This window comes from Halomonas rhizosphaerae, assembly GCF_030010555.1.
Lineage (GTDB): Bacteria > Pseudomonadota > Gammaproteobacteria > Pseudomonadales > Halomonadaceae > Halomonas > Halomonas rhizosphaerae.
In genome coordinates this window covers 176,438-190,316 of sequence record NZ_JASCQP010000011.1, presented here as the reverse complement: position 1 = coordinate 190,316, position 13,879 = coordinate 176,438, and the positions used below count along the sequence as shown (strand labels likewise).

At 63.2% G+C, this 13,879-nt stretch carries 10 protein-coding genes and 1 pseudogene; 5 read left to right on the top strand and 6 right to left on the bottom strand.

The genetic code is table 11. The annotated features are described in order from the left end of the window. The first annotated feature begins 60 nt into the window (after window positions 1-60). A protein-coding gene (locus QLQ83_RS03995; RefSeq protein WP_282734270.1) for an IS3 family transposase occupies window positions 61-1,223 on the top strand; the annotation gives its coding sequence in 2 pieces (ribosomal slippage) (window positions 61-319 and window positions 319-1,223; 1,164 coding nt in all). 20 nt (window positions 1,224-1,243) lie between these two features. Beyond that, window positions 1,244-1,981: pseudogene (locus tag QLQ83_RS03990) on the top strand (integrase core domain-containing protein); the annotation flags it as partial. A 76-nt stretch (window positions 1,982-2,057) separates the two neighbouring features. Here the strand turns inward: QLQ83_RS03990 and QLQ83_RS03985 are convergent. The 3 genes from QLQ83_RS03985 to guaB all read right to left on the bottom strand — a co-directional run bounded on the left by QLQ83_RS03985 (window position 2,058) and on the right by guaB (window position 7,140). Continuing rightward, on the bottom strand, window positions 2,058-3,728 hold the full coding sequence (locus QLQ83_RS03985) for a P-loop ATPase, Sll1717 family (protein ID WP_282734262.1): 1,671 nt from the start codon (window positions 3,726-3,728) through the stop codon (window positions 2,058-2,060). A 269-nt stretch (window positions 3,729-3,997) separates the two neighbouring features. Continuing rightward, on the bottom strand, window positions 3,998-5,575 hold the full coding sequence (guaA, locus tag QLQ83_RS03980; RefSeq protein ID WP_282734261.1) for a glutamine-hydrolyzing GMP synthase: 1,578 nt from the start codon (window positions 5,573-5,575) through the stop codon (window positions 3,998-4,000). A gap of 95 nt (window positions 5,576-5,670) precedes the next feature. Then, on the bottom strand, window positions 5,671-7,140 hold the full coding sequence (gene guaB / locus QLQ83_RS03975) for an IMP dehydrogenase (protein WP_282734260.1): 1,470 nt from the start codon (window positions 7,138-7,140) through the stop codon (window positions 5,671-5,673). 245 nt (window positions 7,141-7,385) lie between these two features. Between guaB and QLQ83_RS03970 the strand changes: the two genes are divergently transcribed. The 3 genes from QLQ83_RS03970 to QLQ83_RS03960 all read left to right on the top strand — a co-directional run bounded on the left by QLQ83_RS03970 (window position 7,386) and on the right by QLQ83_RS03960 (window position 9,932). Then, window positions 7,386-7,583, top strand: coding sequence for a CsbD family protein (locus QLQ83_RS03970; protein ID WP_282734259.1), 198 nt, complete (start codon window positions 7,386-7,388; stop codon window positions 7,581-7,583). Between the two features lie 119 nt (window positions 7,584-7,702). Continuing rightward, the gene (gene xseA / locus QLQ83_RS03965) at window positions 7,703-9,112 is read left to right on the top strand and encodes an exodeoxyribonuclease VII large subunit (RefSeq protein WP_282734258.1); all 1,410 of its coding nucleotides are present in this window, start codon (window positions 7,703-7,705) and stop codon (window positions 9,110-9,112) included. A gap of 166 nt (window positions 9,113-9,278) precedes the next feature. Continuing rightward, window positions 9,279-9,932, top strand: coding sequence for a peroxiredoxin (locus QLQ83_RS03960; RefSeq protein ID WP_282734257.1), 654 nt, complete (start codon window positions 9,279-9,281; stop codon window positions 9,930-9,932). A 72-nt stretch (window positions 9,933-10,004) separates the two neighbouring features. On the opposite strand, the gene glrR is transcribed toward QLQ83_RS03960, so the two are convergent. From glrR to QLQ83_RS03945, 3 genes are read right to left on the bottom strand one after another with little or no spacing between them, the layout of a single operon-like run. Next, window positions 10,005-11,399: a two-component system response regulator GlrR gene (gene glrR, locus QLQ83_RS03955; protein WP_282734256.1), complete on the bottom strand. Its 1,395-nt coding sequence runs from the start codon at window positions 11,397-11,399 to the stop codon at window positions 10,005-10,007. A gap of 15 nt (window positions 11,400-11,414) precedes the next feature. Then, entirely contained in the window at window positions 11,415-11,987 is a 573-nt protein-coding gene (locus QLQ83_RS03950; protein WP_282734255.1) for a hypothetical protein, read from the bottom strand. Further along, window positions 11,984-13,489, bottom strand: a complete 1,506-nt coding sequence (locus QLQ83_RS03945; RefSeq protein WP_282734254.1) for a sensor histidine kinase — start codon at window positions 13,487-13,489, stop codon at window positions 11,984-11,986. The genes QLQ83_RS03950 and QLQ83_RS03945 overlap by 4 nt, the downstream gene beginning before the upstream one ends. Window positions 13,490-13,879 lie beyond the last annotated feature (390 nt).

The window sequence follows — 13,879 nt, the reverse complement described above, 5'->3', positions numbered from 1 at the left end:
TGATCTTGCCCAGCAACAGTGGACACCCCGTTAAGGCAGTACACTGAACGAGGTGACCCCATGGCAAGGCAAGCAGCGGCGATGAAGAAGACCCGTACCCGTTACTCCCAGGCCTACAAGGACGAGGCCCTGGCACTCGCTGATCGTGTTGGCACCAGTGCCGCCGCTCGCGAGCTGGGGCTTCAGTCCAGCCAGCTCTATCAATGGCGAGCCAAGGCCCAGCAGCAGCAAACCGTCTCGGCTCGCGAGCAGGCCTTGGCTGACGAGAATGCGCGGCTCAAGCGTCAGCTGGCTGAGAAGTCGGAAGAGCTTGAAATCGCAAAAAAAGCCGCGGTGTACTTCGCGAAGAGCCTGAAGTGAAGTACGCCTTCATCGAGCAGCACCGTCAGGCCTTCAGCGTTCATCGGATGTGCGCGTTTCTCGGTGTCGCCCGCAGCGGCTACTACGCCTGGCGACAGCGTGGTGGTGAACCGTCTTCCCGCCGCCGCCGACAAACGATCACGGATCAGCGCGTGGCTCAGGCCTTCGAACAGGGCAAGGGGCGCTCAGGCGCCCCCAGGCTGACCCGCGACCTGAACGATGCTGGCGTACCCATCTGCCGTAATACTGTGGCCGCCAGCCTCCGTCGGCAAAACCTGCGGGCGAAAGCCGCTCGCAAGTTCAAGGCCACCACGAATTCACGGCATGGCCTGCCAGTCGCACCGAACCTGATGGAGCAGGACTTCACCGCTACGGCACCGAATCAGAAATGGGTCGGCGACATCACCTACCTGGCAACGGGTGAAGGCTGGCTCTATCTGGCGGTGCTGATTGATCTGTACTCACGCAAGGTGATCGGCTGGGCGATGAGCGAACGCATGACGGCTGACCTGGTCAGCGATGCCCTGAAAATGGCCCTGTGGAGCCGGAAGATGCCCAAAGGCGTAATTGTCCATTCAGACCGCGGGAGCCAGTACTGCTCGACGCTGTACCAGTCGCTGCTGATGCGTCACGGTCTCAAGTGCAGCATGAGCGCCAAGGGCAACTGTTACGACAATGCCTGCGCTGAGAGCTTCTTTCACAGCCTCAAGGTCGAAGCCATCCACGGCGAGCGGTTCGTGACCCGTGAGGCGATGCGTCGGCAGGTATTCGAATACATTGAGTTGGACTACAACCGGCAACGCCGACACAGTGCAATCGGGATGATCAGTCCAGAGGCCTTTGAGGCCCAAATGATCGCTTAGACCGGTGTCCACCAATGCTGGGTAAGATCAGTGTGTGGGGTCGCCATGACCTGCTGACGCGCCATGAGCGCCTCCTGCGGCTCGAGCGGGCAACACGCGAGCAGAAGATCGAGCTGACCGATGATCAGGTACGTCACCTGGAGCGGTTCAGCCCTGAGTTCCGCGAACGGCATATCGAAGTCCATCACACCGGCGAACTGGTCGCTGTCGACACCTTCTTCGTTGGCACGCTCAAGGGAGTCGGCAAGGTCTATCTGCAGTCCGTCATCGACTGCTTCAGCCGCTACGCCTGGGGCCGCCTCTACACCAGTAAACTGCCCATCACGGCGGTGCATGTGCTCAACAACGACGTGCTGCCCTTCTTCGAGGCTCACAACGCCAAGGTCAGCACGGTACTCAGCGACAACGGCCGCGAGTTTTGCGGCCGTAAGGATCAACATCCGTATGAACTGTTCCTTCAGCTCGAAGAGATCGAGCACCGCACCACCAAGGTCCGGCGGCCACAAAGCAATGGGTTCGTCGAGCGGCTGCACCGCACACTGTTGGATGAGCACTTCCGCATCCAGGGGCGTACCAAGTGGTACGAGGCCCTGGAAGAGATGCAGACGGACCTGGATGACTACCTCGTCATCTACAACACCAAGCGCCCCCACCAAGGGCGCAACATGAAGGGGATGACCCCCTATGCCGTCTTCAAGAAGGGGCTCCCCAAGCCGACGAAGAAGGAGCCCAGGAAAACGGCAGAAAACACTGCTTAACTATAGAGAGCCCGCGGGGCTTGTGTCAGGTGAATACTGTCTCTGTACACACTACACAACCCATACGAGAGAGGGATCAGAGAGAACTATCATCTTCAATGAACGCATCATCATCAAACCTTAGATTCAGATCTAAAGCATGATAGAACATTTTATGGACTTTTATCTTCTCGACTCTATTAATCTCAGATTTACTAATTTCAGGCTTATCGATATGCGCCCAAAAAAAAGGATTATTCCCACCAGCCTTAACCCCAATTATACCAACACGATAAGCTACTTTGAGACATTCAACAAGAAACTCTTTGCCGGAGGTAGATTTAGCATCAGCAGATACCATCTTCTCAGCTGCTTCTATACAAGCATCCTTACCTTCAACCTCAAACGCCCTAGAAGCCACCTCATTTATCCTACTATCCCCAAAACTGCTTTTCTTCAAGTTAGGCGGCAACCCATAAAAAAGTTCAGGAACAAACCTGACAGAGGGATAATGATCGACCCATTCTTCTATTATTGACTGCAGCCTCTTCTGAGAATATTTATGCTCTGCAGACCTTATTGATCGCCAACTAACTCTAGGCTTATTATAAGATGCCACAAAACACTCGTTACAAAACTGCAATATATCTCTCGGCCTGAAAAGCGTTCTTTCAACCATAAAAGAAAAAGCGACCACCCCTTGCTTAGGTGATGGAAATACCTCATCAAACTTCACATCACGCTTCTCATATTGCCTTTTATAAACCTCCGAAACCCTTTTCTCAATAAGAATCCGAAGATCCTCTTTACCCCATTTAAGCGGGTACAAGTAAGATTCATATTTCTCTTGTTGAAATCCTGACCCTCGTGTCATATCAAAAACTTTTTGAAGCAAATCTTCGCGTAGCGCAACAACTATTTTTGTGTTACTCAATTTTCTAAAAAACTTTACTTCTTCAATAAGCGCCCTGACAAAAAGACACCTCGTCTCAGTAGTCGCCCAGTCTTCATCCAGCTTATCAATTAGAATATAATATTTTTGCTGGAAGTCTTTAAATGATTCTTCTGAAAGAACATCAATAACCTCAGACAAACTCCTTATCTGAAGTTGACTGACCACTCTATTCGCCTTATTAACTACTTCATGACGCCTTTCTTGGGTCAAGCCCTCAACATCTGCCACACTTATCCCACCAATCCCTCCTACTCCGACTCCAATTTCACCCTTGACCTCATCTGTAAATTTCTCAACAATTTCTTTAAGGTGTTTATCTGTCTCCACCCAAAACTGATCATTCCACTTATTAAAATACTCAATCGCCTTCTTTTTTCCTTTGCTTGCGCCCAACTCAGTAAGCCTTTGCAGGATCCCAGAATTATTTTCACCCTCTTTAAATCCATACCTGAGCTTCAAGAACTCTATCGTCAGAATATGCCTCCACAAGAGCTTGTAAAACAGATCCAGCTTAACACCAATGCTTTCAAAGAATTTTATTATATCTGAGTTTTCAAGAAATTTTATCGATATGTCGTTTGGATCCAAAACTCTAGCTTTGTCATTTTCAATTGCCAATTTTAACAAAAGGGCACTTTTTCCAGACCCCGTCCTACCTACAACCACAGACTCGGGCTCTTCCGTATCAGCTATAACCTCCATGTCGCCTTTATCAAAAAAACAGTCTTTCAGAAGTCTTTGGTCAGTTTCCGCATCAAGATCACCAAGCTTCAGATTCTTTTTTATCAAAAACTGCCCTCCAGAATCTCCCATATTATCACCCTATATTATTTAATATATGCATACAATATATACCAAAACTGATGATCAAGCAAAAATCAACAGAAAAAAGAAACCTACTTACAAAGTTGTCAGAAATATCTTACAAAGAAACTGGCTTTAATTTTATCAAGGCCTTTCCTACGTGAACGATCAGCAAATCATTGAGCACCATATTCAGAAAACCACTACAGGTGAGCCAGATAAAACAAAACCCGCCACAAGGGCGGGTTTGCCGAAAAATCTCAGAACGGGATCATCAATCACTCCCACTCGATGGTGGCCGGCGGCTTGCTCGAGACATCGTAGGTCACGCGGGAGACGCCGGTGATCTCGTTGATGATACGGTTGGAGACCTTCTCCAGCAGCTCGTAGGGCAGGTGCGCCCAGCGGGCGGTCATGAAGTCGATGGTCTCCACGGCCCGCAGGGCGATGACCCACTCGTAGCGGCGGGCGTCGCCCACCACGCCGACGGAGCACACCGGCAGGAAGACGGCGAAGGCCTGGCTGGTCTTGTGGTACCAGTCGGCGCGGTGCAGCTCTTCGATGAAGATGGCGTCGGCCTCGCGCAGGATGTCGGCGTACTCCTTCTTCACCTCGCCGAGGATGCGCACGCCCAGGCCCGGCCCCGGGAAGGGGTGGCGGTAGACCATGTCGTAGGGCAGGCCGAGCTCGACGCCGAGCTTGCGCACCTCGTCCTTGAAGAGCTCGCGCAGCGGCTCGACGAGCGTGAGCTTCATGGTCTCGGGCAGGCCGCCCACGTTGTGGTGCGACTTGATCACGTGGGCCTTGCCGGTCTTGGCGGCGGCGGACTCGATCACGTCCGGGTAGATGGTGCCCTGGGCCAGGAAGTCGACACCTTCAATCTTGCTTGCTTCATCATCGAACACGTCGATAAAGGTGTTGCCGATGATCTTGCGCTTGGCCTCGGGGTCGGCCTCGCCCTTCAGCTTGTCGAGGAACAAGTCCTCGGCGTCCACGCGGATCACCTTCACGCCCATGTGGCGGGCGAAGGTCTCCATCACCTGGTCGCCCTCGGCCTTGCGCAGCAGGCCGTTGTCGACGAACACGCAGGTCAGCTGGTCGCCGATGGCCTTGTGCAGGAGTGCCGCCACCACCGAGGAGTCCACGCCGCCGGAGAGGCCGAGCAGCACGTGGCGGTCACCCACCTGCTCGCGCACGCGGGCAATCTGGTCCTCGATGATCTGGGCCGGGGTCCAGAGGCGCTCGGCGCCGCAGATCTCCAGCACGAAGTGCTCGAGGATGCGCAGGCCCTGGAGGGTGTGGGTCACCTCGGGGTGGAACTGCACGCCAAAGAAGCGCTTCTCCTCCCAGGCCATGGCAGCGATGGGACAGCTCGGGGTGGAGGCGGTGACGGTGAAGGTGTCGGGCACCCGAGAGACCTTGTCGCCATGGCTCATCCAGACGTCGAGCAGGTTGCGGCCGGTCTCGTGGTCGATATGGTCCGAGATGTCGCGGAACAGCGCCGTCTCGGCGTCGAGGCGGATCTGGGCATAGCCGAACTCGTGGACGTGGGAGCCCTCCACGGCGCCGCCGAGCTGCTCGGCCATGGTCTGCATGCCGTAGCAGATGCCCAGCACCGGCAAGCCCATCTCGAACACGCACTGGGGGGCGCGGGGCGAGTCCAGCTCGGTGACGGATTCCGGGCCACCGGCGAGGATGATGCCGTTGGGGGCGTACTCGCGGATCTCGGCCTCGGTGATGTCGAAGGCGCGAACCTCGGAGTAGACGCCGATCTCGCGCACCCGGCGGGCGATCAGCTGGGTGTACTGGGAGCCGAAGTCAAGGATCAGGATCTTGTGGGCGTGAATGTCGGTCATCAGGCCTTTCCTTTGAGAGGCGAACGGCCCGGAAACACGAAAGCTGGAAGCGGCGCGGCCACTTCCAACTTCAAGCTTCCGGCTTCAAGCGTGTATCAGCCCGCGCGGTAGTTCGGGGCTTCCTTGGTGATCTGCACGTCGTGCACGTGGGACTCGTTGAAGCCGGCCCCGGTGATCTGCACGAACTGCGGCTTGGTGCGCATCTCCTGGATGTCGCGGCAGCCGGTGTAGCCCATGGAGGCGCGCAGGCCGCCCATCAGCTGGTGGACGATGGCGCTCATCATGCCCTTGTAAGGCACCCGGCCCTCGATGCCTTCCGGCACCAGCTTCTCGGCGCCCTCGCTCTTGTCCTGGAAGTAGCGGTCGGCGCTGCCCTGGGTCTGGGACATGGCGCCCATGGAGCCCATGCCGCGGTAGGCCTTGTAGGTGCGGCCCTGGAAGAGCTCGATCTCGCCCGGGGATTCCTCGGTGCCGGCCAGCAGGCCACCGGCCATCACGGTGCTGGCGCCGGCGGCCACGGCCTTGGCCAGGTCGCCGGAGTAGCGCACGCCGCCGTCGGCGATCAGCGGGATGTCGTAGGGCTCCAGCGCCGCGGCCACGTTGGAGACGGCGGTGATCTGTGGCACGCCCACGCCGGCCACCACGCGGGTGGTGCAGATGGAGCCGGGGCCGATGCCCACCTTGACGGCATCGGCTCCCGCCTCGGCGAGCGCCTTCGCCGCGTCGGCGGTGGCGATGTTGCCGCCGATCACCTGGATCTGCGGGAAGTGCTCCTTCACCCAGCGCACGCGCTCGATCACGCCCTTGGAGTGGCCATGGGCGGTGTCGACCACCACCACGTCGACCCCGGCCTCGGCCAGGGCGGCCACGCGGTCCGGCGTCTCGGGGCCGGTGCCCACGGCGGCGCCGACCAGCAGGCGGCCGTCGGCGTCCTTGGCCGCCAGGGGGAAGGTGCGGGCCTTCTCGATGTCCTGGAAGGTGACCAGGCCGCGCAGGCGGAAGGCGTCATCCACCACCAGCATCTTCTCGATGCGGTGCTCCTGCATCTTGCCCTTGATGATCTCGAGACTGGTGCCCACCGGCACGGTGACGAGCTTCTCACCGGGGGTCATGATGTCGGCCACGCTGTCGCCGTGGTTGGGCTGGAAGCGCATGTCGCGCTGAGTCACCAGGCCCACCAGGGTCTCGCCCTCCACCACCGGGAAGCCGGAGAAGCCGTGCTCCTCGGCCATCGCCAGCAGGTCCGCCAGCTTGGCCTTGGGCCCCACGGTGACGGGGTCCTTGACGATCACGCTCTCATGCTTCTTGACCTTGCGCACCTCGGCCGCCTGGTGGGCGATGGTCATGCTCTTGTGGATGATGCCGATGCCGCCTTCCTGGGCCATGGCGATGGCCAGGCGGGCTTCGGTGACGGTGTCCATGGCGGCGGAGACGAGCGGGATGTTCAGGAAGAGGTCGCGGGTCAGGCGGGTCCGGAGGCTGACGTCGTTGGGCAGGACATCGGAATACCCGGGCACGAGTAATACGTCATCGAACGTAAGAGCTTCTTGGGCCATACGTAGCATATGCGGCAACACCCAGTGAACTGGTGGGAGGGATGAAGTTAATCCCCCATTATAACGGCCAGTGGGGGCTTGCGTCACGGGGTTGACCACGAGCTCACCCGCCGCCCGCCGGCCATTCACGCAATGGGCACATTCGCTGACCAAGACTTACCTCACAGTCCGGTGCCCTGGTCTAATCTAAGAACTGGCTCGCAGGGTGCTCAGGAACCCCCTCAGCCAGGCCGCTCAAGGAAAGGAGAGTCGACATGAACTGGGACCAGATCGAAGGCAAATGGAAGGAAATGAAGGGCAAGGCCCGCTCCAGCTGGGGTGAACTCACCGACGATGAAGTGGACGAGATCGCCGGCAACCGGGAACAGCTGATCGGCAAGCTGCAACAGAAATATGGCATGGCCCGCGAACAGGCCGAGAAGGAGGCCGATGACTGGGCCAGCCGGCAATGACGGGTCAGGCCCTTTAGGGCCGCCCTGCCCCCTTGCGCCGAGCCAACAGGCTCGGCGTTTTCGTTGCCTGGCACCTCGCCGCGAATCTTGCCGGTGACATGCTAGAGTGAGGGCGTCACATGCCACAGGACGCCTCCACGATGCCCAGCGCCGATGCCAACGGACCCTCCCAGGCCCTCTCCGTCAGCGAGCTCAACCGCCGCGCCCGCCAGGCGCTGGAGCAGGATGTCGGCGAGGTGTGGGTGGAGGGCGAGCTCTCCGGGGTGTCGCGGCCGGGCTCGGGGCACATCTACTTCACCCTCAAGGACGACCGGGCCCAGCTGCGCTGCGCGCTGTTCCGCACCCGGGCGCGCTTCGTCGCCGCCCCCATGCGCGACGGCGACCGGGTCAAGGTGCGCGGCCAGGTGTCGCTGTTCGAGCCACGCGGCGACTACCAGCTGATCGTCGAGGCGGTGCAGGCGGCCGGCGTTGGCGAGCTGCTGGCGGCCTTCGAGCGGCTCAAGGCCCGGCTCGCCGCCGAGGGGGTGTTCGCCAACGCGCGCCCCCTGCCCTATCCGCCACGGCACCTGCTGGTGCTCACCTCGCCCACCGGCGCGGCGATCCGCGACGTGCTGGCGGTACTCGCGGCGCGCTGGCCGCTTACGCAGGTGACGCTGATCCCGGTGCCGGTGCAGGGGCGCGAGGCCGCCCCGGCGCTGATCTCGGCGCTGGGCCTGCTCAACCGCCAGCAGGCGCTGGACCCGGCCCGCGACGCCATCCTGATCACCCGCGGCGGCGGCAGCCTGGAGGACCTCTGGGCCTTCAACGACGAGCACCTGGCCCGGGCGATCTTCCACTCGCGGCTGCCGGTGATGTCGGCGGTGGGCCACGAGGTGGACGTCACCCTGGCCGACTTCGCCGCCGATGCGCGTGCTCCCACCCCTTCGGCTGCCGCCGAGCAGCTGGTGCCCGACCGCCGCGAGCGTCTCCACCGCCTCGAGCGGCTGGCCGAACGGCTCGGTCGGGCCCAGCGCGCCCGCCTGGAGACCGAGGCCCAGCGCCTGGACCACCTGCGGGCCCGGCTGCGCCACCCCGGCGAGGTGCTGGCCGCGCGCCGCCGGCAGCTGGACCAGCTGGAGGGCCGGCTGCGGCGCGTCATGCAGGCGCGGCTCGCCACCGAGCGACGCCGCGAGCACCACCTGCGCCAGCGCCTCGCGCTGCGCTCGCCGGACCGGCTGGTGGAGCAGGCCGGTCAGCGGCTGACGCGGGCCCGCTGGCGGCTCCACCAGGCCATGCCGCGGGCGCTGGACCGCCACCGCGAGCGGCTGGGCGGTCTCGCTCGCGAGCTGCAGGCCGTCAGCCCACTGGCGGTGCTGGGGCGCGGCTACGCGATCCTCGAGGACGCGCAGGGCCGCGTCGTCCGCCGGGCCGCTGACACCGCCCCCGGCCAGGCGCTCGAGGCACGGCTGGGCGAGGGGCGGCTCGCCGTCACGGTGACCCGCACCGAGGCCTGCGACACCACGCCCCATGGCGACAGGGCATCAGGGTGATAGATCTTGGAATATGGATATTCAAAAAAATACTATCTAAGCTTGTTCCGAAGAACGCCTTGACGTCGAAAGGCCAGTGCCTATACGTCAAGGTACCAGAGTCATCCCCGTGCCCGACTGCGGGTCGCTCGGGGACGCATCCCCCCATCAACCAGGGAGTAACACCATGTCACTGCGCATCAATGACGTTGTACCCGACTTCGAGGCCGATACCAGCCAGGGCCCGATCCGCTTCCACGAGTGGATCGGCGACAGCTGGGCGATCCTGTTCTCCCATCCCAAGGACTTCACCCCGGTCTGCACCACCGAGTTCGGCGCCGTGGCCAAGCTCAACGAGGAGTGGAAGAAGCGCGACACCAAGGTGATCGGCATCTCGGTGGATGGCGTGGAGGATCACAAGAAGTGGATCAATGACATTTCCAGCTTCGCCAGCTGCGATGTCGGCTTCCCGATCATCGCCGACGAGGACCTCAAGGTCGCCAAGCTGTTCGACATGCTGCCGGCCGATGCCTACCTGCCCGATGGCCGCACCCCGGCCGACAGCGCCACCGTGCGCTCGGTGTTCATCATCGGCCCGGACAAGCAGCTCAAGCTCTCCATGACCTATCCGATGAACGTCGGCCGCAACTTCGCCGAGGTGCTGCGCGCCCTGGACGCGCTGCAGACCGCCAACGGCAAGGGCGTGGCCACGCCGGCCGACTGGACCGTCGGCGAGGACGTGATCATTCCGCCGACGGTCTCCGACGAGGATGCCAAGGCGAAGTTCGGCGAATACGAGACCATCTTCCCCTACCTGCGCCGGACCAAGCTGCCCAAGTAAGGCGCGCGATTCGGCTCGCACCACGACGACCCCCTGCCGAGGCAGGGGGTCTTGCGTTGTGCCCGGGGGCCGCTAGTGGTGCTCGGGCTGGCGGGCGGCCGGCTTGAAGGCGCCGGGTTCGAGCTCGTGGCGGGCCAGCAGCTTGTAGAAGTCGGTGCGGTTGCGCCCGGCGATGCGCGCCGCCTGGGTGACGTTGCCCTCGGTGATCTTGAGCACCTTGACCAGATAGCTGCGCTCGAAGCCGGCGCGGGCGTCGTTGAAGGTCGGCAGGGCGTTGTCCTCGGCGGCCAGCGCCTGGGCCACCAGCCCCTCGGGGATCATCGGCGAGGTGGTCAGGGCCACGCACTGCTCCACCACGTTGACCAGCTGGCGCACGTTGCCGGGCCAGGCCGAGGCGGCCAGCAGGTTGAGCGCCTCCGGGGAGAAGCCCTTGACGAAGGGCTTGTGCCGGGCGGCGGCCTGGGCGACCAGGTGCTTGGCCAGCAGCGGGACGTCCTCGGCGCGCTCCTTGAGCGGCGGCAGCCGCAGGTTCACCACGTTGAGACGGTAATAGAGGTCCTCGCGGAACTCCCCCTCGTGCATGGCGCGGTCCAGGTCGCGGTGGGTGGCCGAGATGATGCGCACGTCGATGGGGAGCGAGGTGGTGGAACCGAGCGGGCGGATATGGCGCTCCTGCAGGGCGCGCAGCAGCTTGACCTGCAGCGTCAGCGGCATGTCGCCGATCTCGTCGAGGAACAGGGTGCCGCCGTCGGCCGCCTGGAAGAGGCCGCGGTGCTCGCTCACCGCGCCGGTGAAGGCACCCCGGGCGTGGCCGAACAGTTCGCTCTCCAGCAGCTGCTCGGGCAGCGCGCCGCAGTTGATCGCCACGAAGGGCTTGTCGGCCCGCGGGCTGGCCTTGTGGATGGCGCCGGCCAGCAGTTCCTTGCCCGACCCCGAAGCGCCGGTGATCAGCACGCTGACGTCGGAGGCGGCCACCATGCGGGCCTGCTCGAGGATGCGCTCCATCTCGGGGCTGCGGGTGATGATCGCCTCGCGCCAGTGGTCGTCGCCCTCGGTGCCCGAGGTGGAGGTCTGGGCCAGGGCATCGTCGAGGGCGGAGAAGAGCTCGTCGCGATCCACCGGCTTGGTCAGGAAGCCGAACACCCCCTGCCGGGTAGCGCTCACGGCATCGGGAATCGAGCCATGGGCGGTGAGGATGATCACCGGCAGGCCCGGCACCCGGCGCTGGAGCTCCTGGAACAGGGCCAGGCCGTCCATCTCGTCCATGCGCAGGTCCGACAGCACCAGGTCGGGGCGTGCGACTTCCAGCCGCTTGAGGGCCTCGCGGCCGCTCTCCGCGGTGGTGACACGATAGCCGCGGCTCTCGAGCCGCATGCCCAGCAGCTTCAACAGGCTGACATCGTCATCCACCAGCAGGATGTGTGCGCCTTGGTCACCGGCGTTGGGCAGGCGTCCGGTCTGTTTCATGTCGTCTCTCCCGATTCATTCATTCTGCTGTCGCAGATTGATGCTCTGTTCGATGGCGGTGAGCTGCTCGAGCTTCTCGGCCATGGCCTCGAGCTCCTCGGTGAGGGCCTCGTTCTCCTCCACGATGGCCTCGTGCTCGCCCCGGCTCTCGGCCAGCTGGCCGGCCAGGCGGCGGCGCCCCTCCAGCTCGTTGAGCCAGTAGCGCAGCAGCGGCTGCAGCTCGGGCGGCGCACCATGCAGGTCGGCCTTGTAGAGCTCCGAGGCGCGGTCCCACTGCTGCTCGTCGCCCCAGGAGAGCAGCACGGCGCGCGCCAGGCGACGTTCGGTACGCTCGCCCCCGAGGCGCGTCAGGGTGGCTTCCCGCCACTCCCGATCGCCGCGCTGGGAGGCCAGGCCGAAGGCCACCCAGTCGTCGAGCAGGCAGGGCAGGTTGTCGAAGTCCGGCAACTCGGCATGGCAGAACGTCGACCCGGTCGAAGGGCTCTGGAGGGGCGAGGGGCCGGAGGGCGACTGCAGCTGCTCGGGCAAGTACTGGCAGCCGGCCAGCCAGGCCGTGGCCAGGCACAGGAGCCAGGGGCGCGCGGTCATGGGGTGTCATTCCTCGAGTGGGCGCCCGCCAGAGCGAGCGTCGGGTGATCGTGATCCTGTTCGGCAGCCCGGGCCATCCGCGGCAGGGTCAGGCGAAAGCACACGGCCAGCCGGGTATCGTCCACGAGCTCCAGGCTGCCGTGCTGGAGTCGCGCACAGTCGGCGGCCACCGAGAGACCGATGCCGGAGCCCTTCAGCGGCCCCTTGCGGCGCCCGCGGCCCTGGAAGAAGGCCTCGAAGAGCCGGTCGCGATCCTCCTCGGCGATCGGCTCGCCGCTGTTGGCTACCTCGATCACCAGCCGGTCGCGCAGCGGACGGGCACGGATCTCCAGTTCACCGCCGTCCTCGCCGTAGGCGACGGCATTGGAGATCAGGTTGTCGAGGACCCTGGCCGTGGCAGTGCGGTCGAGCTCCCAGGCCAGCGGGCCATCGAAGCAGCTGACGCGCATCTCCTTGTTGTCGAGGGCCAGGCGGTGCTTGGCCAGCACCTCCTTGGCCACGGTGGCGACATCCAGCCGCTCGATGTCGAGCTGGCGATTGTGCTGGAGCAGGTTGTAATCGAGCAGCTGCTCGATCAGCTGCTGCAGCTCGCGCCCGCTGGCATCGATCAGGTCGAGGATCTCGCGCTGGCGCGGCGTGACCTCGCCGGCCACGCCGTCGGCGAGCAGCGACGAGCCCTCGCGCACGCTGGCCAGCGGGGTCTTGAGCTCGTGGGACATGTGGCGCAGGAACTGCTGCTTCTGGGCCTCCAGCTCGTCGAGCCGCGAGGCCAGCCAGTCCAGCCGCTCGTCCAGGGTGACCAGTTCCGCGGGGCCGTTGAAGGGCCGCGGTTTCTGCCCCGTGTCGCCGCCCACGCTGCCGATCCCCAGGATGCGCCGTTCGAGCTGGCGGATCGGGTGGATGATCAGCCGGGTGAAAAGCAGCATCAGCACCAGACTCGCCGAGACCAGGGCCGCGGTCTGCCACCAGAGGCGCACCTGCACCGCCTCGGCTCGGGCCCGGATGCTCTCGATGCGCTCGTCGATGCGCCGGTTGGTGGCGCGACGCATCGCCTCGGTATGCTGGGCGAAGGGCAGGAAGTCGGAGAGCCGGGCGGTGAACTCCTCGAGCGGCAGGTCGGGCAGTTCGGCGAGGTCGTCGAGTTCTTCCTCCAGTGCCGCCACATCGGGATCATCGGGCAGCAGCCGGCGCTGCTGGGCCAGCAGCTCACGGAACTCCTCGAGGCGCTCGTCGAAGATCTCCAGCAGGCTCTCCTCCTCGACCACGGCATACTGGCGGGCACCGCGCTCCATCTCCAGCGCAAGCGCACCCAGCGAGCGGGCACGCCGGGTCTCCTCCACCGCCTGGCGGGCACTGACATCGGCCAGGCGCGACAGCTCGGAGAGGGCCTGACCGGCCTGGATCATCAACACGGCCAGCGGCAGCATCACTACCAGAAAGGCCAGCAGCACCAGCTGCAACAGCGAGCGCGGCCTCCAGCGGCGCGTAACGGCTGAGGTCATGGACAGCGTTCTTTGCAGGAGGGTAACGGGAACCACCATCGTCCATCCCCAAGGATACCAGAGTTCAGCCGAACGCCCCGCGGCCAATCGGCACCACCCCGCAGGACAGGTCCCGCAAGGGGAAAAAAAAGGGCCGGCAGAGCCGGCCCAATACGCAGGGAACTGAAGGGTCCGGAGATCCGATCAATCGACGACCTGGTTCGTCCATTGCCCGGATGTCCATGGGCCGGGGAGGCCCCGAAGCCATGAGGCACCATCTGCCACCAGGGGCTGGTCATCCTCATGCGGGTGGCATGCCATCGCGTGGCGAACCGCCCTGCTCCGTTCCTGGCACCACCGCCTCGACCGGAGGCCGACGGCGATGCTGCGCGATTCGATCCCCCGGAGGGG